The sequence below is a fragment of the Streptomyces sp. NPDC051218 genome (genome assembly GCF_044455475.1).
GTDB lineage: Bacteria > Actinomycetota > Actinomycetes > Streptomycetales > Streptomycetaceae > Streptomyces.
Genome location: NZ_JBITEU010000002.1, coordinates 652,094 through 673,653 on the forward strand (window position 1 = coordinate 652,094; position 21,560 = coordinate 673,653).

General features: G+C 70.2%; 19 protein-coding genes. 13 read left to right on the plus strand and 6 right to left on the minus strand.

The window, feature by feature from the left end:
- Positions 1-43: 43 nt before the first annotated feature.
- On the minus strand, positions 44-565 hold the full coding sequence (locus tag ACIBCK_RS09375) for a hypothetical protein (RefSeq protein ID WP_399388287.1): 522 nt from the start codon (positions 563-565) through the stop codon (positions 44-46).
- Between the two features lie 89 nt (positions 566-654).
- Here ACIBCK_RS09375 and ACIBCK_RS09380 point away from each other — a divergent pair, with 89 nt between their 5' ends.
- From ACIBCK_RS09380 to ACIBCK_RS09400, 5 genes are all read left to right on the plus strand, one after another.
- On the plus strand, positions 655-1,878 hold the full coding sequence (locus tag ACIBCK_RS09380; protein ID WP_399388289.1) for a 4-hydroxybenzoate 3-monooxygenase: 1,224 nt from the start codon (positions 655-657) through the stop codon (positions 1,876-1,878).
- Positions 1,879-2,090: 212 nt separating this feature from the next.
- The gene (locus tag ACIBCK_RS09385) at positions 2,091-3,593 is read left to right on the plus strand and encodes a SulP family inorganic anion transporter (protein WP_399388291.1); all 1,503 of its coding nucleotides are present in this window, start codon (positions 2,091-2,093) and stop codon (positions 3,591-3,593) included.
- 119 nt (positions 3,594-3,712) lie between these two features.
- Entirely contained in the window at positions 3,713-4,246 is a 534-nt protein-coding gene (locus tag ACIBCK_RS09390; RefSeq protein WP_399388293.1) for a YceI family protein, read from the plus strand.
- A gap of 65 nt (positions 4,247-4,311) precedes the next feature.
- Positions 4,312-4,860: an isochorismatase family cysteine hydrolase gene (locus ACIBCK_RS09395; RefSeq protein ID WP_399388295.1), complete on the plus strand. Its 549-nt coding sequence runs from the start codon at positions 4,312-4,314 to the stop codon at positions 4,858-4,860.
- Positions 4,857-5,630 (plus strand): uracil-DNA glycosylase, encoded by a 774-nt coding sequence (locus ACIBCK_RS09400; RefSeq protein WP_399388297.1) that lies wholly within the window; start codon positions 4,857-4,859, stop codon positions 5,628-5,630. Before ACIBCK_RS09395 ends, ACIBCK_RS09400 begins: the two co-directional genes overlap by 4 nt.
- A 92-nt stretch (positions 5,631-5,722) precedes the next feature.
- Here the strand turns inward: ACIBCK_RS09400 and ACIBCK_RS09405 are convergent, their stop codons facing one another.
- Positions 5,723-5,914 carry a CsbD family protein gene (locus ACIBCK_RS09405; RefSeq protein WP_399388300.1) on the minus strand — a complete coding sequence of 64 codons (192 nt, stop codon included), beginning with the start codon at positions 5,912-5,914 and terminating at the stop codon, positions 5,723-5,725.
- Positions 5,915-6,039: 125 nt separating this feature from the next.
- Positions 6,040-6,501 (minus strand): VOC family protein, encoded by a 462-nt coding sequence (locus ACIBCK_RS09410; RefSeq protein ID WP_399388301.1) that lies wholly within the window; start codon positions 6,499-6,501, stop codon positions 6,040-6,042.
- A gap of 179 nt (positions 6,502-6,680) precedes the next feature.
- On the opposite strand from ACIBCK_RS09410, the gene ACIBCK_RS09415 reads away from it, so the two are divergent.
- Both ACIBCK_RS09415 and ACIBCK_RS09420 read left to right on the plus strand, forming a co-directional pair.
- The gene (locus ACIBCK_RS09415; RefSeq protein ID WP_399388303.1) at positions 6,681-7,679 is read left to right on the plus strand and encodes a helix-turn-helix transcriptional regulator; all 999 of its coding nucleotides are present in this window, start codon (positions 6,681-6,683) and stop codon (positions 7,677-7,679) included.
- Between the two features lie 134 nt (positions 7,680-7,813).
- Positions 7,814-8,941, plus strand: a complete 1,128-nt coding sequence (locus ACIBCK_RS09420) for a S1 family peptidase (RefSeq protein WP_399388305.1) — start codon at positions 7,814-7,816, stop codon at positions 8,939-8,941.
- A gap of 9 nt (positions 8,942-8,950) precedes the next feature.
- Here ACIBCK_RS09420 and ACIBCK_RS09425 read toward each other — a convergent pair whose 3' ends face one another.
- Positions 8,951-10,081: an agmatine/peptidylarginine deiminase gene (locus ACIBCK_RS09425; RefSeq protein WP_399388307.1), complete on the minus strand. Its 1,131-nt coding sequence runs from the start codon at positions 10,079-10,081 to the stop codon at positions 8,951-8,953.
- A 176-nt stretch (positions 10,082-10,257) separates the two neighbouring features.
- On the opposite strand from ACIBCK_RS09425, the gene ACIBCK_RS09430 reads away from it, so the two are divergent.
- A complete protein-coding gene (locus ACIBCK_RS09430) occupies positions 10,258-10,839 on the plus strand; it encodes a TetR/AcrR family transcriptional regulator (RefSeq protein WP_399388309.1) in 582 nt (193 codons plus the stop codon).
- 75 nt (positions 10,840-10,914) lie between these two features.
- Here the strand turns inward: ACIBCK_RS09430 and ACIBCK_RS09435 are convergent, their stop codons facing one another.
- A complete protein-coding gene (locus tag ACIBCK_RS09435) occupies positions 10,915-11,475 on the minus strand; it encodes a DinB family protein (protein ID WP_399388311.1) in 561 nt (186 codons plus the stop codon).
- 270 nt (positions 11,476-11,745) lie between these two features.
- Here ACIBCK_RS09435 and ACIBCK_RS09440 point away from each other — a divergent pair, with 270 nt between their 5' ends.
- The 3 genes from ACIBCK_RS09440 (at position 11,746) to ACIBCK_RS09450 (ending at position 17,860) form a co-directional block, all read left to right on the plus strand.
- Positions 11,746-13,017: an alginate lyase family protein gene (locus ACIBCK_RS09440; RefSeq protein ID WP_399388313.1), complete on the plus strand. Its 1,272-nt coding sequence runs from the start codon at positions 11,746-11,748 to the stop codon at positions 13,015-13,017.
- Positions 13,018-13,182: 165 nt separating this feature from the next.
- Positions 13,183-14,391: a serine hydrolase domain-containing protein gene (locus ACIBCK_RS09445; protein ID WP_399388314.1), complete on the plus strand. Its 1,209-nt coding sequence runs from the start codon at positions 13,183-13,185 to the stop codon at positions 14,389-14,391.
- Positions 14,392-14,566: 175 nt separating this feature from the next.
- Positions 14,567-17,860, plus strand: a complete 3,294-nt coding sequence (locus tag ACIBCK_RS09450; RefSeq protein WP_399388316.1) for a family 78 glycoside hydrolase catalytic domain — start codon at positions 14,567-14,569, stop codon at positions 17,858-17,860.
- 130 nt (positions 17,861-17,990) lie between these two features.
- On the opposite strand, the gene ACIBCK_RS09455 is transcribed toward ACIBCK_RS09450, so the two are convergent.
- The gene (locus ACIBCK_RS09455; RefSeq protein WP_399388318.1) at positions 17,991-18,179 is read right to left on the minus strand and encodes a hypothetical protein; all 189 of its coding nucleotides are present in this window, start codon (positions 18,177-18,179) and stop codon (positions 17,991-17,993) included.
- A gap of 296 nt (positions 18,180-18,475) precedes the next feature.
- On the opposite strand from ACIBCK_RS09455, the gene ACIBCK_RS09460 reads away from it, so the two are divergent.
- Positions 18,476-19,981, plus strand: a complete 1,506-nt coding sequence (locus ACIBCK_RS09460) for a DUF2142 domain-containing protein (protein ID WP_399388320.1) — start codon at positions 18,476-18,478, stop codon at positions 19,979-19,981.
- A gap of 154 nt (positions 19,982-20,135) precedes the next feature.
- Positions 20,136-21,554, plus strand: a complete 1,419-nt coding sequence (locus ACIBCK_RS09465; protein WP_399388322.1) for an NAD-dependent succinate-semialdehyde dehydrogenase — start codon at positions 20,136-20,138, stop codon at positions 21,552-21,554.
- Positions 21,555-21,560: the final 6 nt, after the last annotated feature.

Genomic DNA, 21,560 nt, shown 5'->3' on the forward strand with positions numbered 1-21,560 from the left:
ACAGTAGAAGCAGCACCGCACCGCGGGAAACGCATTTCGCCGGTCAGCCCGTGCCGTCGTACGGGCTGACGCGGCGGTACGCGGCGCGCGCATGCAGCACGCGTCCCGCCGTCGTGCCGACCAGAGCCGCGGCCAGCAGGCACGTGATCCACTCGGGGTCCCGGTGCCCGGCCCAGGAGATCTCCCCGATGGGATGCGCGGCGAAGAAGTTCAGGAGCATCCAGCACAACAGGGCCGTCCCCGGCGCCGCGATGAAACGGCCACGCACCCCCAGCAGCGCGGCAAGCACGGAGAGAGCCGCGAGCGCGATCCCCGTGCGGTCGAGCGCACCGAGCAGATCGAGCACCGTCACCAGCACGAAGGCGCCCGCGTAGGCTCCCGTCCAGATGAAGGGCGTGGCCACAGGTTCGGGAACGACCCGTACGCCTTTGGCGATGTACCGCCACTCCACCACCATGGATTCCTCCCCACCGCCGGTCCGCCGGGGCGCCACTGCCCCGGGGACGTCCGTGACCGGCGCCTCCCGCAACGAGACCGACGCACCGGAGATCCGGAGACGGGGCACGGGGCGTTGTCTCGGGCAGATTGTCGCACCACATGGGAGGAGGGCCGTCCGGCGTCGTCCTCTGGTCGTGTCCCCGTCATAATTCCCGGATGAACCTCGCCTCAACTCCCGAGCCCTCCATGCCGCCACGGCGTGCCCGCGTCGTCGTCGTGGGAGCAGGACCGGCGGGCCTCACCGTCGCCAACATCCTCCGTGCCGCCTCCGTCGACTGCGTGGTTCTCGAGACGGAGAGCAGAGAGTTCATCGAACAGCGGCCCCGCGCGGGCTTCATCGAGGAATGGGCGGTGCGTGCCCTGGAACAGCGGGGGCTCGCCGACCGGCTCCTCGCACGCGCGCAGACGCACGGCGAGTGCGAATTCCGTTGGGCCGGGGAGCGCCACCGGTTCGCGTACGGCGAGCTCTCCGGGCACCGCCATTTCGTCTACCCCCAGCCCCTGTTGGTGACGGATCTGGTGCGCTCCTACGCCGACGAGGCGGGCGGGGACATCCGCTTCGGCGTACGCGACGTGGCCCTGCACGACATCGAAACGGACCGCCCCTCGGTGTCGTACACCGACCCGGAGACGGGCGAGCGCACACGCATCGACTGCGACGCCGTCGCGGGCTGCGACGGCGCGCGCGGCGTCACGCGCACCTACCTGGGTGCGGAGCGGGCCACCGTCGCCCGGCACGACTACGGCATCGGCTGGCTCGCCCTCCTCGCGGAGGCGCCACCCTCTTCGGACTGTGTCGTCTTCGGGATCCACCCGCGCGGCTTCGCCGCCCACATGGCGCGAAGCCCCCAGGTCACCCGCTACTACCTCGAATGCCCGCCCGGCGACGACCCCGAGAACTGGCCGCACGAGCGTGTCTGGTCCGAACTGCACGCCCGCCTCACGGTGGCGGGGGCGCCGCCGCTCACCGAGGGACGTCTGATCGAGAAGCGCGTCCTCGACATGCACAACTATGTCGTGGAGCCCATGTCCTACGGTCGGCTCCATCTCGCGGGCGACGCCGCGCACCTCGCCGCTCCGATCGCCGCGAAGGGAATGAACCTGGCCCTGCACGACGCCTTCCTGCTCGGCGACGCCCTCGTCGCCTACTGCGCGGAAGGCGACGACAGCGACCTGCGCGGCTACTCGGACGCCTGTCTGCCGCGGGTGTGGCAGTACCAGGAGTTCTCCCGGTGGCTCTCGGAACTCCTGCACGGGACGTCGTCGGGTGTCCCGTTCGAGGCGGGCACCGCTGCCGCCCGGCTGCGCAGAATCCTCGGCTCACCGGCCGCCGCGGCCGCGTTCGCCGAGATCTACATCGGCAAGGGCGCCGGCATCTGAGGCCGCCGGGGAGCCACCCTCGATCTCTGCCGTAACGTTAAGGTGGGCCGGCGGATGCCGGGCTCGGCCCGAGTGCTCTCCCCGCTCGCGGGTGCGGGAGCCTTCCGAGCCCCCGCCGTGTCGCAGCCGTCGGGAGCGGCGTTCTCGGCCCACTTTCTCTTCGCACGCCCAGGGTGATGCCCGGCGCTGCCCGAGCATGACAGGTACCTCTCTTGTCCACGTCCGCACCGTCCCCGGCCGCCCGGCTGCGTGGCCTGCGCCCCGACTGGCTCTCCGACCCGAAGGTCTGGCGCACCGAGGTGCTCGCCGGCCTTGTGGTCGCGCTCGCGCTGATCCCCGAGGCGATCTCGTTCTCCGTCATCGCCGGGGTCGACCCGGCGATCGGTCTGTTCGCGTCCTGCACCATGGCCGTGACCATCTCGCTCGTCGGCGGACGCCGAGCGATGATCTCCGCCGCGACCGGCGCCGTGGCCTTGGTGATCGCCCCGCTCAACCGCGAGCACGGACTCGGTTATCTGGTCGCCGCCGTCATCCTGGCCGGCGTCTTCCAGATCATCCTCGGCGCGGTCGGCGTCGCCAAGCTGATGCGCTTCGTGCCCCGCAGCGTGATGGTCGGCTTCGTCAACTCCCTCGCCATCCTGATCTTCATGGCTCAGGTCCCCGAGATGCACGACGTGCCCTGGCCCGTCTACCCGCTGATCGCGGCCGGCCTCGCCCTCATGGTGTTCTTCCCTAAGGTCACGAAGGTGATCCCGGCCCCGCTCGTGTCCATCGTGATCCTCACCGCGATCACGGTCGCCGCCGGGATCGCGGTGCCGACCGTCGGCGACAAGGGCGAGCTGCCGTCCTCGCTGCCGGTGCCCGGCCTGCCCGACGTGCCGTTCACCCTGGACACGTTGACGACCGTCGCGCCCTACGCGCTCGCCATGGCGCTGGTCGGTCTGATGGAGTCCCTGATGACCGCCAAGCTCGTCGACGACATCACCGACACCCGCTCCTCCAAGACCCGCGAGTCCATCGGCCAGGGCATAGCCAACATCGTCACCGGCTTCTTCGGCGGCATGGGCGGCTGCGCCATGATCGGCCAGACGATGATCAACGTGAAGGTGTCCGGGGCCCGCACCCGCCTGTCCACCTTCCTCGCGGGCGCCTTCCTGATGGTCCTGTGCATCGTCTTCGGACCCGTCGTCTCCGACATCCCCATGGCCGCCCTGGTCGCCGTGATGGTGATGGTCTGCTTCGCGACCTTCGACTGGCACTCCGTCGCACCGAAGACGCTGAAGCGGATGCCCGCCGGCGAGATCACGGTCATGTTCGTCACCGTGGCCTGCGTGGTCGCCACCCACAACCTCGCCGTCGGCGTGGTCGCGGGATCCGTCACAGCGATGGTCATCTTCGCCAGGCGCGTCGCCCACCTCGCCGAGGTCACCGCCACCACGGACAAGGACGACGGCAACGTCACGTACGCGGTGACCGGCGCGCTGTTCTTCGCCTCCGTCAACGACCTCGTCGGGCAGTTCGACTACGCCGGGGACCCCGACAAGGTCGTCGTCGATCTCACGGACGCTCATATCTGGGACGCCTCGTCCGTCGCCGCCCTGGACGCGATCGGGGCCAAGTACGCCCAGCGCGGCAAGACGGTCGAGATCGTCGGCCTGAACAGGCCGAGTGCCCAGCTCCACGAGAAGCTCAGCGGCGAACTCACCGGCCACTGACCGTCCGTGGCGGTGACATTTGTACCGGGGGACCGGCGACATCCGGATCTGCCGCGCACGGAGCTCGGCGGGCAGGCTGAGATGAGTGGCGGACGGCAGTAGAAGGAGGCGTGGGGATCATGGTTCTGGCGGTTCGGAAAGATCAGACGGTGCCGGAGAGCGGCACGTACGAGATCGACGCGGCGGCCTCGACGGTAAGCTTCCGTACGCGCACGGTCTTCGGCCTGTTTCCGGTCCGGGGCTCCTTCGGCATCAGCCGGGGACGGATCACCGTGGCCGATGCCGTCGAGGAGTCCTCGGTGGACGTGACGGTCGGGACGGACTCGTTCGACTCGGGTCTGGAGCGCCGCGACCGGCACGTCACCTCCGCCGACTACCTCGACGCGGCCGAGCATCCGGAGATCGGGTTCCGCAGCCGCCGGGTGTCGGAATCAGCGACGGAAACGGCAGTACTGCAAGGGGAGTTGACGGTACGGGGTGTCACACGGCCCGTCGCCGTCAGCATCGGGAGGGTCGCACTGAACGGGCGGCGGCTGACCGTCGAGGGCACGGCCACCATCGACCGGTACGCGTTCGGCGTGACCACGGCGAAGGGCATGACCGGTCGCCGCCTGAAGATCCAGCTCTCCGTCGAAGCGGTCGTCGTCGGATAGGCGCCGCCCTCGATCTCAGCCGGGGCGGCCGTGCGGACGGGTGAGGCCCGTGATGGACTCGGGGCATGGTTGTGAAGGCTCTCATCGTCGTCGACATGATCAACATGTACGACCACCCCGATGCGGAAATCCTCCGCAAGTCGGTCGAGGAAGTGCTGCCGAACGTCCGCAGGCTGATCGAGCGGGCGCGGGCCGAGGACGTCGTGGTGATCTACGCCAACGACAACTTCGGCCTGTGGCGCTCTCACCATGACGAGCTCCTGGACATCGTCCTGAGCGGGCCGCATGCCGATCTGGTCACTCCGATCCGCCCCCAAGGCGACTCGCTCTTCGTGGTGAAGGCTCGCCACTCGATCTTCTACGACACCCCTCTGGAGTACCTGCTGCGCCAGCGCGGCATCGACTCCGTGCTCCTCTGCGGTCAGGTGACCGAGCAGTGCATCCTCTACTCGGCACTCGACGCCCACATCCGGCACTTGGACGTGGAGGTGGCCGAGGACGCCTGCGCGAGCATCCACGGCGACCTGGCGAGCGCCGCGCTGCAGATGATGGAGCGGAACATGCAGGCACGCCTGGTCCGCTCCACGGACGCCGCGCTCTTCGGGGCCGAATGAACCCGCTGGACGAGTTGGACGCTCAGGTCGCCGGATGCTCGGCGTGCCCCCGCCTTGTCGCGTGGCGGGAGGAGGTGGGCCGGGTCAAACGGGCCGCCTTCATGGACTGGACGTACTGGGCGCGGCCGGTGCCCGGTTTCGGGCCGCCGGACGCCTCGCTGCTCGTCATCGGGCTCGCCCCCGCCGCGCACGGAGGCAACCGGACGGGCCGTATGTTCACGGGTGACCGGTCCGGAGACGTCCTGTACAGGGCGATGTACGACCTGGGTCTCGCATCGAGCCCGCACGCGGTGTCCATCGACGACGGCCTGACGCTGCGCGGGCTGCGGGTGACCTCACCGGTGCACTGCGCACCGCCCGAGAACAAGCCGACCCCCGGTGAGCGGGACACGTGCAGGCCGTGGCTCGTGCGGGAGCTGGAGCTGCTGGGACCGCGGCTGCGGTCGGCGGTGATCCTGGGGGCGTTCGGCTGGCAGGCCGCCCTGCCGGCGTTCGCGGCCGCGGGATGGCGCGTGCCCAGACCACGGCCGCGGTTCGCTCACGGGGCGCGGGTGACGCTGGAGCGTGAGACCGAACAGACGGCAGTCGCTCCCGGCGGGACCGCCCCGGGCCCCGTCACCCTGTACGGCTGCTTCCACGTCAGCCAGCGCAACACGTTCACGGGCCGGCTGACGCCGGACATGCTCAAGGACGTCCTGCGGGAGGCCGCGGGCGAGGCGGGCATCGCGCCGTACGCACCTCAGCCGCCCTCGACCCCCGTGGAGTCATGAGCCGAGCTCACCGGCTTCGATCAGGACGGCCGAAGCCCCCGCACGGGAGTGGGCGGGGGCTTCGGTTGTGGCTTCGGCTTCGGCGGAGCCGGTCAGGCGTCGCGGCGCTTCGTGGAGTCTCGCGCCTCCTGGGCGCGGTCGCGGACTTCGCCCATGGACTTCTTGGCCTCGCCCTTCGCCTGGTCCATCTTGCCCTCGGCCTGCTTGCCGCGGTCGCCCGTGACCTTGCCGGTCATCTCCTTGGCCTTGCCCTTCATCTTGTCCATGCCGCCCTTGTCAGCCATGCCCACTCCTTTGTCGGTACAGCGCCCACCGTTCTCACACACGGTGTCGGCCTCTGCGTTCAACGTAAGCGGGACATGGAGACCCTGCCCGTTCAGCCGTCACGCACGGTCACAACGGGGTGGAGTCAGTCCAGGCAGAACTCGTTGCCCTCGGGGTCGGTCATCACGATGAAGCCGGCGCTCACCGGGGGAGCGGGCTCGTCGCGGCGCACCCGCTTCGCCCCCAACGCGACGAGGCGCTCGCACTCGGCCTCAAGGGCCGCCATGCGCTGCGCGCCCTCGAGCCCGGGAGCCGCACGGACGTCGAGGTGGACGCGGTTCTTGGCGACCTTGTCCTCCGGGACCTGCTGGAAGAACACCCGTGGCCCGTCCCCCGCCGGGTCCTCGATGGCCGACTTGGAGTTGCGCTGATCCTCCGGTACGCCGATCTGCGCGAGGAAGTCGTCCCACGCGGCGAGCGCGTCGGCGCCCTCGGGCAGGTCGACCCCGGGCGGACCGGGGTGGACGTAACCCAGCACATCGCGCCAGAAGGACGACAGAGCCCGCGGGTCATGGGCGTCGAAGGTGATCTGGATGTGGCGGCTCATGGGATTGCTCCGTTCGTGGCGCGCTTCAGGTGGGTGAGGCGGGGTGCTTCTCGCCGGTCGGCGCACGCAGCCAGCGTCTCCGAGGCGCCGCGCGGACGCACGCCCGGCTGCGTTCCCGAAGCCACCGTGACACCCCTGGCGGACAGGATCGGTCCGCTGTCTCTGGCAGGCTGAGCGGCATGGACGGGGCACGCGACGACGAACTGGGCACGACGGAGCGGGTACTCACCCTGCTGGGGCTGCTGCAGCAACGCCAGGTGTGGACCGGCCCCGAGCTGGCCGACCGGCTCCGGGTCACGTCGCGCACCGTACGGCGTGACGTCGAGCGGCTGCGCACGCTCGGCTATCCCGTGCACGCGGGACAGGGCGTCGGCGGTGGTTACCGGCTCGGCCCGGGGCGGGACCTGCCGCCGCTGCTCCTCGACGACCAGGAGGCGATCGCCACCGCGGTGTCGCTGCTCGCCGGTGCGGGAGGCGCGGTCGCCGGTGCGGGTGACGCCGCCCTCCAGGCGCTGTCCAAGCTCGACCAGGTGCTGCCCGCGCGGCTGCGGCACGAGGTGCGTGCGCTCTCCGGCTCGGTGGAGTTCTTCGGCGGGGGCCGCACGCCCGTCGATCCCGAGGCGCTGATGACGCTGGCCAGAGCGTGCCGCGACGAGGTCGAGGCCGGCTTCGACTACCCCTCCAAGGGCGCAGTGCGACGGCGGCGGGTCGAGCCCTACCGCCTGGTCGCGTCCGACCGGCGCTGGTACCTCCTCGCGTACGACCTCGATCGCGAGGACTGGCGCAGTTTCCGCGTCGACCGGATGACCGACGTGTCCGCCCGGACCTTCCGCTTCCGTCCGCGCGAGGCCCCCGACGCCGCCCCGTACGTACAGGAGGGGGTGGCGAGCCGGGTCTACCCACATCAGGCGCGCTTCCTCGTTCACGCGCCGGCCGACACCGTGCGCGCGCAGATTCCGGCGTCGGCGGCGGTCGTTCGACCGCGGGGGAGCGAGCTCTGCGAGGTGCTCAGCGGCGCCGAGCACCTGGACGCCGTCCTCATGCGTGTGGTCCTGCTGGGGCACGACTTCGAGGTGCTCGAACCTCCGGAGCTCGGGGACCGCTGCCGCGCGCTGGCGCAGAGACTGCAGGCGGCCGGCACGACCGCAACGCCGTCGCCGCACACCAACAAGCCCTGAGTCACTGATCGTTGTCGCCCGACTGATCGCGGCAACCACTGAACACAACTCTCGTCGCCCCCGTATCTAGGACCGGACATGTCACCGGCTTCGGCCGGTCGGCACATTCGGTATCCCCCACAGGAGGCGACGAGTTGAGGCACAAGCGAATACCCAAGCGAAAGGCCGTTCTGGCGGGGTCCGCGGCCCTGGGCATGGTCGCGACGGCCGTCCTGCTGCAGCAGGCCAACGCCTCGCAGTCCGGGTCGGAGACCGCCTCAGGGGCCGCTGCCGGGAGGATCAGCGCGGCATCGGCGTCACAGCGGGTCGAGCCGCTGGCCGCGCAGCTCGGCGATGCCTATGCGGGGGCGTACTACGACGAGGAGAAGCAGCAGCTCGTCGTCAATGTCGTGGGCAGCGACAACGCGGTGGACGAACAGGTGAGAAAGGCCGGGGCGGTGGCGCGCAGCGTCGACAACAGCACCGGTGAACTGGGCTCCGCCACCAAGGCGTTGGCGAGTCGGGCCACCATGGCCGGGACCGCGTGGGCCACCGACCCGAGGACCAACCAGATCGTGGTCACGGCCGACCGCACCGTCACCGGCGAACGCTGGGACAAGCTCGAGTCGACCGTCGATTCACTCGGCTCGGGAATGGCCCGCATCCAGAAGTCCGCGGGAGAGTTCAAGCCCTTCGCCGCGGGCGGTGACGCCATCTTCGGTGGCGGCGCACGCTGCTCGCTCGGCTTCAACGTGACGACCGAGGACGGCAGCCCCGGCTTCCTCACCGCGGGACACTGCGGCGTCGCCACCGAAAGCTGGTCGGACGCGCAGGACGGCGCGGCCATCGGCACCGTCCAGGCCGCCACGTTCCCGGGGGACGGCGACTTCGCCCTGGTCACGTACGACGATCCGGCGACGGAGGCCCCGAGCACGGTCAACACGGGCGACGGCCAGACCACGGAGATCGTGCAGGCCGCCGAGGCCGCGGTCGGGCAGGAGGTGTCCCGCATGGGCAGCACCACCGGCCTCCAGTCGGGGACGGTCACCGGTCTCAACGCCACGGTGAACTACCCCGAAGGGACCGTCAGCGGTCTCATCCAGACCGACGTCTGTGCCGAACCGGGAGACAGCGGCGGCTCGTTGTTCACCGCCGACGGCAGCGCGATCGGCCTCACGTCGGGCGGCAGCGGTGACTGCACCGCGGGCGGCGAGACCTTCTTCCAGCCCGTGACCACCGCCCTGGCGGCGGTCGGAGCCGAGATCGGCGCGGGCGGCAACTGACCCGCGGAGTCAGTCGACCGGGCTGCCGGGCTGATCGTGCGTGGAGCAGTGGATGCCGCCGCCACCGGAGGCGATGGTGTCGATCCGGACCGGTACGACGTCGCGCTCGGGGAAGTGCTCCCGCAGAATGCTCCGGGCGCGGTCGTCGGCCTTCCGGTCCCCGAACCTGGGCATGAGGACGGAGCCGTTGGCGACGTAGAAATTGGTGTACGTCGACACGAAGTCGTCGCCCTCCCCGGTGATCCTGTCCAGGTCGGGCTGCGGCAGATCGATGATCTCGAAGGACCGGCCCTTGGCGTCCTTCGCCTTGCTGAGCACGGCCTTCGCCTGGTCGGCCGCGCGCGACCAGGAGTCGGCGGGCGTGCCGGGGGCGGCCCGGTCGAGAAGCACCACGCCGGGCGCGGTGAAGCGTACGAGGCTGTCCACGTGTGCGTCGGTGATGTCCTCGCCGCGCACGCCGGCCAGCCAGATCACCTTCTTGATGCCCAGCGTCCGCTTGAGTTCGGCCTCGACCTGGCCGCGGCTCTTTCCGGGGTTGCGGTTGTCGTTGACGATCGAGCTCTCCGTGATGAGGAGGGTTCCTTCGCCGTCGGTCTCGAAGGAGCCGCCCTCGGAGATCAGGGGAGCCTTCTCGCGCGGGATCCCGTACTTCGACAGGAGGGTGCGGCCCACGCGGGCGTCGTTCGTGTGCTCCTGCTTGTCGCCCCACCCGTTGAAGTTGAAGTCGACACCGACGACCTCGCCGTCCCGCTCCACGAACACCGGCACGGTGTCGCGGGCCCACAGGTCGTCGACCACCAGGGGGATGACCTCGACGTCGCGCCCGCAGGCCCGCTGGGCGGCCTTCCGCTGGTCGGGCCCGGCCAGCATCACGACGTACTCGTACTCCGCGATGGTCCGGGCGACGCGCGCGATGTCCTCGCGTACGTAAGGCAGGTCCTTGCCCCACACCGACTCCAGAGCCGGCCACGACATGAAGGTGCGCGCGTGGCTCTCCCACTCGGCACCCATGCGCAGCCCCTCGGTCTCCGTGTCGTCCGCGGCCTTCGCCGCCTCGGCGCCGGGCCCGCAGGCCGAGGCCCCGAGGACAGCGGTACCGATTCCGGCAACCGCGCGCAGAGCGGTGCGGCGGGAGGGCAACGAAGAGAGGAGAGACGGGCGAGACGGAAGAGGCGGGAGGAGGGGGGACACGGGTGAGCTCCGATCATCGCGGGGGCCGCTCGATGCCTCGACTGTGACATGAACTGAAAATTCAGTCAAAGAAGTCGGCTCCCCGAGATCACCGAGCCGGGGGAGGGCCGATAGGGTTCGGAATCATGGCGTCGTCCCGCACACTCCAGATCCTCGAAGCCGCCGCGCGGCTCATCGCCCGTCGCGGCGTACGCGGCCTGCGTGTCGAAGAGCTCGCCGCAGAGGCGGGTGTCTCGACCGGGTTGATCTACTACCACTTCAAGGACCGCACCGGAATCCTGCGCCACACGCTCGAGTTCATCAACGACCGCGCCGAGCGCTACACCACCGACCGCGCCGCGGACGCCGAGCCGCTGACACCGCGGGCGGAGCTGGAGGAGACCCTGCTCCTGGAACTGCAGGACCGCCAGGTGGTCAGGGAGAACAGCACCGCCTGGGGCGAGCTGCGGGCGAGCGCCATCTTCGACGAGGTGCTGCGGGAGGACCTCGCCAGGGCCACCCTCGTATGGGTGCAGGAGGTGGCGGCCCTCATCGGCCAGGTGCGGCCGACGGCGCCGCCGCCCGCCCTGGCCGCGGCGGGAGAGCGGCTCACCGCACTCCTCGAAGGACTCAGCATGCGCTGGCTCAGCGGCGGACTGCGCATCGACCACGCGCGTGACCTGATGCGCGGGGCCATCGACGCCGAGCTGGCGCTGCTGCAGGAGTGATGGATCCGGCACTACTGAAAATGTAGTCAGATTCTTTCTGGGCTCCCGGGCTCCCAGGCCGCCTGCCAGTCCGCCTCAGGCCATGCTCTGCGCGCCGTCCAAGGACTCACGGATGATGTCGGCGTGGCCGGAGTGCTGGGCGGTCTCCGTGACGATGTGCATCAGCACCCGCCGGGCCGACCACTGTGCGTCGGCCTCGAACCACGGAGCCTTCGGCAACGGCCACGTGACGTCCAAGTCGGGCAGTGTGGAGACCAGTTGGTCGGTGCGGAGCGCCACCTTCTCGTAGTCGTCCAGTACGCCGGCCAGAGTCTCGCCCGGCAGTAGCCGAAACCCGTCGTTCCGGTCGGCCCAGTCGTCCTCGGTCATGGACGTGAAGTCCCCCATCGTCGACGGGCCGTCCAGGATGAAGTCAACCCAGGCCTTCTCGACCTCCGTCACGTGCTTGATCAGACCGCCGATGCACAGCTCGCTTGCGGTGGTCCGCTGCCCCGCCTGCTCGTCGGTGAGGTCGCGTGCGGTGAAGCGCAGGAAGTGCCGGTGCTTGGCCAGTGCGTCCAGCCATTCGGCGCGCTCGCCGGTGACGGCCGGGGTTTCTGCCTGGTCGGGGGTCGTGGTCAGCTCGTTCGAAGTCATGGGCTCCGCCTTCCGAAGTTTTCCTGTCCCGCCGGTCGATGACCACGCTATGACCCCTATAGGCCAGATGCTGTCCTAGATCGGAAAAAGAAAGGAGGGAGCAGAGAGGAAAGAGAAGAGGTGTAAGCCGCCATGCCGCAGCCGTTGCCTGTCATCCCTGCGGGTTCTACTCTCACCTCCAGTCCACATCGCGAACGATGTTCATAGTTCTGAACTCGATGCCTCAACTCGCTCTCAAGGCTTGCCCGTTGAGTGGAACTGGAGTGTGTGATGCGCGCAAGATCCCGGGTACGGTTCGGCGCCTTGTTCACCGCGGCGGCGGCCCTCGCCTCCGTCCTGATGCCGGTCGCGAACGCCTCCGCCCGCGAGCCCGCCCCGCGAACCGCCGTGCTCGACGGCCAGCGGCTCCAGCAGACCAAGCTCCGGCTGGACCGCGGTGACCCCCAACTGAGGCGAGCGGTCAAGGACTTGACGACCCGCGCCGACGCCTGGCTCGGGCAAGGGCCCTGGACGGTCGTCGACAAGCCGAAGCCCGCGCCCGGCGGTGACGTGCACGACTACCTGAGCCAGGCGCCCTATTGGTGGCCCACGCAGCCCCCGACCGACGACAACCCGTGGGGCTGCCCGTACGAGCAGCGCGACGGGCAGCGCAACCCCGAGGTCGACACCGGAACGGACCGCCAGGACGTGGAGAAGGTCTTCGACTCGACGTACGACCTCACGCTGGCCTGGTACTACACGGGAAAGCAGCGCTATGCCGAGAAGGCGGCCTCCGTTCTGCGCACCTGGTTCCTCGATCCGGCGACGAAGATGAACCCGAACCTGGATCACGCCCAGTTCATCCCCTGCAAGTACGACGGCCGGGCCATCGGCATCATCGACTTCTCGCAGTCGTACACGAGCGTCGTGGACGCGGTCGCGATTCTCGGCACCGGCGCACCCGGTTGGTCCAAGAGCGACCGCTCGGCGATGGCGAAGTGGAACAAGGATTTCCTCGGCTGGCTCGTCCACAGCGAATTCGGCAAGCAGGAGAGCGCCGCGCAGAACAATCACGGCACGTTCTACGACATGCAGGTCGCCGCCCTCGCCTACGCCACCGGCGACACGGCGCTGGCCCGCCGCACCGTCCTCGATGCCCGTGCCCGCCGCATCGACCCCCAGATCGCGGGTGACGGCAGCCAGCCGCAGGAACTCGCCCGGACGCGCAGCTGGCACTACTCGACCTTCGACCTGGTCGCCTACACCCGGCTCGCCGCCATCGGCCGGCACGTCGGCGTGGACCTCTGGTCGCATCAAGGCCCTGACGGGCAGAGCCTGTTCAAGGCCGTCGACTATCTTCTGCCCGCTGCTACCGGGGCGGCGCGGTGGCCCCACCCCGAGCTGGAGTTCCACCGGTTCGCCGCGAGCGATGTCGTGCACGCGGCGGCCGACGCCGGGAACGCGGCGGCACGCAAGGCAGTCCCCGATCTTGAGACACCGCCCGGCGGTGACCTGTGGGCGCTGCGTCCCGCAGCCGAGCAGCTGGACTCGATCACGGGCTGAGCGGGCTGCCGGGATTCCCCGCCCCTGGCCGTCACCCGGCAGGCGTCCCTGGGGGTAGCCCTACCAGGAGCCCGGCGGCCAGCGGGATCGTCCCGGGCGGTCGCCTTCGGAAATGCTGGGACCGGCATATGCCGCTGGTTTCCGAGATTCCGTAGGAGTTGGCTCGTGCGTGAGCAGGTTTGGCAGAGGTCCCGTTCTTCCCGGCAGCAGTGCTTCGGCCTGCGCGGAACCGTCCCGGCCGCCGCCGCGATGGTCGTCGCCGCGATGGTCGTCGGCGTCATGACGCTGGGTGCCATCGCGCCGCCCGCGGCCTCCGCTGCGTCCGCAGCCGCCAGGCCGGACGCCGTCCAACAGGGCGTGAACTCGCTGGTGCGTGGCGACGGCCTGCCCGCCGCGCTGGCCAGTGCCCGGGACCGCGATGGCCGTACCCGCACCTACACCGCGGGAGTCGGCGATCTGACCACCGGCTCGAAGGTGCCCAGGGACGGTCGGGTCCGGATCGGCAGCAACACCAAGACGTTCACCGCGGTGGTCGTGCTGCAACTGGTCGGCGAGGGAAAGATCGACCTCGACGCCCCGGTCGACACCTATCTGCCGGGCCTCGTCCGCGGGGAGGGGATCGACGGACACCGCATCACCGTCCGTCACCTCCTGCAGCAGACCAGCGGGCTCCCCAACTACAGCAACTACCTGGAGGACGACGTCCGTTACTACGCGCCTCGGGAACTCGTCGACATCGCGCTCCGCCACAAGGCCGAGTTCGCCCCCGGGAAGAAGTGGGCGTACAGCAACACGAATTACGTCCTGGCGGGCCTGATCGTGGAGAAGGTCACCGAACGTTCCCTCGCGGAGGAGATGGACCGACGCGTCATCAAACGCATCGGGCTGCGCGACACCTACTTCCCCGCCCCGGGCGACGCCACCATCCGAGGGCCCCACCCGCACGGCTACCACCGGCCTTCGGCCGACGCGCCGTTGCAGGACGTCACGGAGATCGACCCTTCCTGGGGCTGGGCGGCAGGTGCGTTGATCTCCACCAACTCCGACCTCAACCGGTTCTACTCCGAGCTTCTGTCCGACCGCGGCCGCCTCCTCGCACCGGCCCAGCTCGCCGAGATGCGCCGCTCCACCCGCCCCGCCGATGACACCTTCGGTCCCGGCGCCCGCTACGGCCTGGGGATCGTGAGCAAGCCGCTCGCGTGTGCGGGAGGCGGCCTGTACTGGGGTCACGGTGGCAGCTTCCCGGGGTACGAGACCCGGGGCGGAGCCACGGACGACGGCCGCGCCGCCCATGTCGCTGTGACCATGCAACTCGGCGACGCGGCAGGCAGGAAGCGCGTGGACGAAGTCGTGGACGCGGCCCTGTGCCGCTGAAGCAGTCCGACCAAACCTGGATGTGACGGGCCGTCAGCGTCGACCGGCGGCCCGTGCACACCTCTTGAGTTGCCCGCAGTGCTCGACCTAGGCTTGCCGGGTCATGAATGAAACGTTTCATTTCTGTTGTGGACACTCGGATTCATCATGGGATTCATGATCCAAGGGGCGTGCGATGAGCGAAGAGCGTGAGACTGCGCGTGGCAGTGCCTGGAACCGGCGGGCCTTCCTGAGGACGTCAGCGGTGGGCGCCGGAGTGGGCGTCATCGGGCTGAGCCAGAGCGGGGAAGTGGTCGCCGCTGACGAGCACGGGGGCCAGGGGGAGGGGGAAGCGACGCTGAGAGTCGAGCGCACCACGGTCGAGTACGCGACCTCCCTCCTCGGCACCGACCTCGCCGAGCCGAGGCTGAGCTGGGAACTGTCGGGGCCGGGCCATGGCGCCCGGCAGAGCGCGTACCAGATCAGGGTCTCGCTGGGCCCGCCGGCCGGCGCGGGCGAGAAGGGCGCCAAGAAGGTCTGGGACTCCGGGCGGGTCACCTCCTCGCGCAGCATCCAAGTCCCCTACGGCGGACCGGCCTTGAAGCCCCGCACCCGCTATCACTGGCAGGTGCGGGTCTGGGACGCCGACGGCCGGCCCTCCGCCTGGAGCACCTCACGCTGGTGGGAGACCGCTCTGGCGAAGGACGCCTGGCGTGGGCACTGGATCGGCGCGGACGCCGCGCCGAAACCGCCGGGCTTCGAGGGGGCGTCATGGATCTGGTCGCCGGGCGCCACCGTGGAGGACGCCCCGGCGGGAGCGCGGTGGTTCCGCGGCGAGCTCGAACTGCCCGAGGGAACCGATGTGTCCGCCGCCCAGGTCGTGGCCACCGCCGACGACGACTTCACCCTCTACGTGGACGGCGAGGAGGTCCTGCACGCCGCCGAGCAGACCGACGGCTGGCGGACCGCACGTCTCGCCGACGTGACCGAGCGCGTACGGGGCGCGGGCCGGCGCGTAGTGGTCGCCGCCCGCGCGACGAACCGGGGCAGCGCCTCGGTCAACCCCGGTGGTCTGCTCGTCCGTCTGCTGGTGGAATCCGGCGGCGGAGCCCACGAGTTGGCGTCCGGAGAAGGGTGGCGATGCGCGGAGTCGGAGCAAGAGGGCTGGCAGGGCCGCGACTTCGACGACAGCGGCTGGCCCGAGGCAGAGGTGCTCGCGCCGTTCGGTGAGGGCCCCTGGGGCAGCGACGCACAGGTTCCGGCGCCCGAGCAGCCCGCGCCACTGCTGCGCCGCGAGTTCACCCTCCGCAAACCCGTGGCGCGCGCCCGCCTCTACATCAGCGGCCTCGCCTACTACGAGGCCCACATCAACGGCCGCCGGGTGGGCCGGCAGGTGCTCGACCCGGGCTTCACGGACTACGAGGAGACGGTGCTCTACGCCGTGCACGACGTGACGGACGACCTCCGCCGGGGTTCCAATGCCATCGGGGTCACGCTCGGTCGCGGCTTCTTCGGCATGACGACGCCCAACGTATGGAACTGGCACAAGCCGCCGTGGCACGGGGAGCCCCAACTCCTCGGCCAACTCGAGGTCGACCACTCGGACGGTTCCCGCACCACCGTCGCCACGGACGGCTCCTGGCGGATCACGGAGGGCCCGACCCGGACCAACTCCCTCTACGCGGGGGAGACCTACGACGCTCGCGAGCACCCCGCGGACTGGACCGGCCCGGGTTTCGACGACGGCGGCTGGAAGAAGCCCGTACGCCGTGATCCGCCGAAGGGAGAGCTGCGCGCGCAGCCGCACGACGCGATCGAAATCATCGACACCGTGCGTCCCGTGGCGGTGAAGGCGCACGGCGACGACTGGATCGTCGACATGGGGCGCACCATGGCGGGCTGGACGCGGCTGCGCGTGCGGGCCGACGCGGGCACCCTCGTGCGGCTCGCGCACGGCGAGAAGCTCAAGGACGACGGGAGCGTGCACGCCGAGACGGGCCATGTGCCCGGCCGCTTCCAGACCGACGAGTACATCTGCGCGGGTGGCGGAGCCGACGAGGCGTGGGAACCCCGCTTCTCGTACAAGGGCTTCCGCTATGTCCAGATCAGTGGGCTGCCGGGCAAGCCCGACCCGGATGATGTGCTCGGCCGTCTGGTGCACACGCCCGTCGACGACACGGGCACGTTCAGGTGCTCCGAGCCCTTCTACGAGCGGCTCGAACAGGCCATGCGGCGCACGATCCAGAACAACCTGCACGGCATCCCCACGGACACGCCGATGTACGAGAAGAACGGCTGGACGGGCGACGCGCAGGTCGGCGCGCCCGTCATGATGTACGCCCTCGGCATGCACCGTTTCCTGGGCAAGTGGCTCGGCGACCTGCGGGACAGCCAGAACAAGGACGGCCAGCTGCCGGTCATCGTGCCGAGCGGAGGCTGGGGGTACGGGGACCTCGGACCGTCCCCGGAGTGGACCACGGTCTACCCGTTCCTGGTGCGCGAGATGTACCGGGTCTATGGCGACGAGCGAGTCATCGAGACCCATCTGCCCACCCTGGCACGGTACTTGGACTGGGAGACCGACCGCCTGAAGGATGGCCTCGCGGTCACGGCGCTCGGCGACTACCTCTCGCCCGGTTACGGGGGCAACCCGCCCGAGGACACCCGGCTCACCGCGACCGCCTACCTGTACCGGGCGCTCACCGACACCGCCGAGATGGCACGCGTAGCGGGTGACAACGATGTCCGGCGGCGCTTTCTCGCCACCGCCGAAAAGCTGAAGAAGAGCCTCAACGCGACGTTCCTCGCCCCCGAGGGGCACTACCGCACGGCCAAGGACCCCGAATACCGGCAGACCAACAACTGCGTCCCGCTGGCCTTCGGCCTGGTCCCGCCCGGCGCGCGGGCGAGCGTCACGGCTTCGCTCCTGGAAGACATCAAGAAGCGGGGCAACCACCTCAACACCGGCTGCCTCGGGACCAGTGTGCTGCTCCGCTGCCTGAGCGCGCAGGGCCACTCGGACGTGGCCCACGCCATCGCCACCCAGCGGACGTACCCGAGTTGGGGCCACTGGTTCGACAACGGCGCGGACACCATGTGGGAGATGTGGCCGCTCGACTCGCGCTCGCGCGACCACTACTTCCAGGGCACCGTGGTGCAGTGGCTGTACGAGAACGTGGCGGGGCTGCGGCCCGGTGACGAGGGATACCGGACCTTCACCGTGCGGCCCGACGCGCGCACGGGCGTCAGCTGGGCGCGTACGGAGTTCCACACCGTGCGGGGACCGGCGGAGGTGTCCTGGTCGCTCGTCGACGAGACCGTGCGCCTGACGGTGCGGGTGCCGGTGGGCGCGACGGCCGAGGTCCATGTCCCCGCCGCGGCACGCAAGGCGGCCGAGGCGCCCCAGGGCACTGAGTTCGTGCGCATGGAACCGGGCTACGCGGTGTACCGGGCGCCGCACGGGACGTGGAGGTTCAGCGGGCGCCCCTGAGGCTCCCGGGTGTTTGTGCCCCCGCCTCGGCGCTCGGCGCCGAGGCGGGGGCTTCCGTTTGACCGCTGTGCTCTGCGGGCGAGCCCGGACCAGGTTCGTGGCGCGTGCCGCGCACGCAGCAGACGGGTCGTCAGCTGAGCCAGCTGTACAGGGCTCCTGCGGCCACGAGCAGGACGACCACACCCGTAAGGATCAGCGTGCCGGTCCCCGTTTGGAGGGAGCGTTCCTGATCGGCGTGCTTCTCCTCGATGAAGGCCTTCGCGTCTGCCTCTGTGCGCGTGCGGACCCACTGGCTGTTCTGTCCCGCGTTGGGGAACAACGTGCACCTCCCGTGTGAACTCCGGTGCGCCTCCCCGGATGTGACGCGCACAAACCACATCGGGAGCAGGGGTGCCGGGCGGCGCATGTCGTGGACGTACCGGGAGAGGCAGGCACCCTTCGGTGTGCCGTTCCGCGCGACCTGTCTCCGATGTCGGCCCAATGCCCCGCACCTTCGCGCTGCGCTCCCTGATGAGTCGGGTTAGTTTGTGCACGTTTTTCCGACTAATACCTTTTGCCCTACGCCCGGTAGGCCGGAAGAGGGAGCCCTGCCGCGTGTAGGGGGGAAGGCAGACGATGGTCAAGACCTTGAGTGCCCCGCTCGTCGGAGTGGAGAGCCGCGGCCCGACGCCGGTCGTCCGTACGCCGCGACGCGTCGCCGGCCGGGGGTGGCCGGCTGCCGTGGCAGTGGCCTTCACGCTGGCCCAACTGGCATTCGTACGGCCCGGAATGGGGCTCGGATGGGACGAGGCGGTGTACGTCAGCCAGGTCAGCGGCCACGCCCCGGCGGCGTTCTTCAGTGCACCACGATCCCGGGGGATCTCCCTCCTGGTCGCGCCGATCGCCTCGTGGTCGTCGTCCACCTCACTCCTGCGGATCTATTTGGCGCTGCTGTCCGGCCTCGGCCTCTTCCTGGCGCTGCGCGTCTGGCGGGGGCTCTTCCCCCAACGGGTGGTGGTCCTCGCCGGCGTCCTCTTCGCGACGCTCTGGGTGACCGTGTTCTACGGCCCGGAGGTCATGCCCAACTACTGGGTCGCGATCGGCGCCCTGGCCGGCGTCGGATGCTTCCTGCGTGCCCAGGCCGACCGCCGGGACCGGGCCGCGCTGTGGGGCGCGGGCGCCAGCGCGGCGCTGCTGGCGTGGATGCGGCCCACCGACGCCGTCTGGGTGGTCCTTCCGCTCCTCGTGCTGCTGGTGTGCGTCCGCCGGTGGCGGCGACCGCGGCTCCTGGCGGCGCTCGTCGCCGGACTCGGGACCGGGGCGCTCGGCTGGGTGGCCGAGGCGTACATCAGCTTCGGCGGCCTGAGTGAGCGGCTGGCCGATGCCTCCCGGATCCAGGGCGGCCTCGGCTGGAACATCGCCGTCCTGGATCAGCTGCGCAGCCTGGGCGGCCAGACCCTGTGCCGCCCGTGCGACTCCTCGGTCCCGGCTCCCGAGCTGATCGCGTGGTGGTTCGCACTGCCGCTGCTCGCCGCGCTGGGTCTCGCCGTCGCGGTCCGGGGCGGGCGTGCCGCGCGTACGCTCCTGCCGCTGGCCTGCGCCACCACGGCGAGCATCCCGTACCTGTTCATGATCGGTTATGCCGCGCCGCGCTTCCTGCTGCCGTTCTACGCGCTGCTTGCCATCCCGGTCGCCGACGCCCTCGTCCATCTGGTCACCGCCACGCGCCGCACGTGGCGGCCGGTGGCGGTGACCTTGGCCGCGCTGGTCTTCGCCGGTCACCTGGCCGTGCAGTACGCGATCCTCGAGGACGCCGTGGCCCGCTCCACCGCGGGCCGCCAGGCATGGGCCCGCACAGCGGCCGAGCTCCACCGGCTCGGGGTACGGCCGCCCTGCGTGCTGAACGGACATGAGGCGCTGCCGATCGCCTTCTACGCCGGGTGCTCATCCGCCCAGACCCAGGGGCACAACGCCAGCATCACCCGGGATGAGCTCCTGCGGACCGCGCGGCGGACGCCGACGGCCACCCTCGCCAGGGTGCAGGACGCGCCGCCGGGGTACGCGCGCGACTGGCCGTCCCACCGGTTCGGAGGGCTGAGCATCCATGTGGGTCCCGCGGCGCGGGCAGGCGACCGGGGGTGACGTCCGCCGCGCATCCGTCCGGCACAGAGCGCATACGCACCCTTTTTGGCATATGAACTGTTTGCCCCCTGCGATGACGGGTACCCCGGGATGGAGTCGGAACGTGACGTTCCGCCCTTTGCCTCACTGTCCCAGTCGTCGTTCTGGAGAGTTCATGTCGGATCAGCGCAAGAGTTCGTTCGCGACCGTGAGTCCGTACACGGGGGAGACCCTCGTGGAGTTCCCGGTCATCGAGGGCGAAGAGGTCGATGCGGCGCTCGAAACGGCGGGCGACGCGTTCGACGCATGGCGGAAGCGTCCGATCGCGGAGCGGGCGGCCGTCGTCGGACGCGCGGCCGGTCTGATGAAGGAACGCAAGGAAGAGCTCGCCCAGCTCATCACCCTGGAGATGGGCAAGCTCATCGCGGAGGCGCGCGGAGAGGTGGACCTCGCCGCGTCGATCCTGGAGTACTACGCGCACCGCGGCCCGGACTTCGCCGCGGCCGAGCCGCTGGACTTCGAGGGAGAGGGCGAGGCGTACCTCGTCAGCGAACCCCTCGGCGTGCTTCTGGGCGTCATGCCGTGGAACTTCCCGCTCTACCAGGTGGTCCGTTTCGCCGGGCCGAACCTGGTGCTCGGCAACACCGTGCTGGTCAAGCACGCGGGCATCTGCCCCCAGTCCGCTCTCGCCCTGGAGACACTCTTCCGCGACGCCCAGGCCCCCGAAGGCGTCTACACGAACCTCTTCGTGGGCCACGAGGAGATCTCGCGCATCATCGACAGCCCGGTGGTCCGCGGAGCCTCCCTGACCGGCAGCGAGGGGGCGGGGTCCAAGGTCGCCGAACGGGCCGGGCGGAACATGAAGCCCAGCCTGCTGGAGCTCGGCGGCAGCGACGTCTTCATCGTCCTCGACGGCGAGAGCCTCGACCGCACCATCGGTGCCGCGGTGGCGGGCCGGATGGCGAACACCGGCCAGAGCTGCGTGGCCTCGAAACGGTTCATCGTCCTCGACGACGTGTACGACGACTTCGTGGACGGGCTGCGTCGCAAGTTCGAGGCGCTGCGTCCGGGCGACCCCGCGGACGAGGCGACCACCCTGGGCCCGCTCTCCTCCGAGCAGGCGGCCACGGACCTGGCCGACCAGATCCGCGAGACGGTCGACCAGGGAGCCGAACTGGTCACCGGTGGGCACCGCATCGACCGTCCCGGCGCCTTCGTCGAGCCGACGATCATCACCGGCGTCAAGCCGGGGATGCGCGCCTACGCCGAGGAGCTCTTCGGGCCCGCCGCGGTCGTCTACCGCGTGGCCGACGAGGACGAGGCGATCGCCCTCGCCAACGACAGCCAGTACGGCCTCGGCGGTTCCGTGTTCTGCGCGGACGTGGAGCGTGGCCGCCGGGTGGCCGAGCGCGTGGAGACCGGCATGGTCTGGGTGAACCACCCGACATCGACCCAGCCCGACCTGCCGTTCGGCGGCATCAAGCGCTCGGGCTACGGGCGTGAGCTGTCGGAGCTCGGCATGCGCGAGTTCGTGAACCGCAAGCTCGTCCGCATCCTGCCGCCCGACGCGAAGCTGCACGGAATCGCCGGCTGAAAGCAC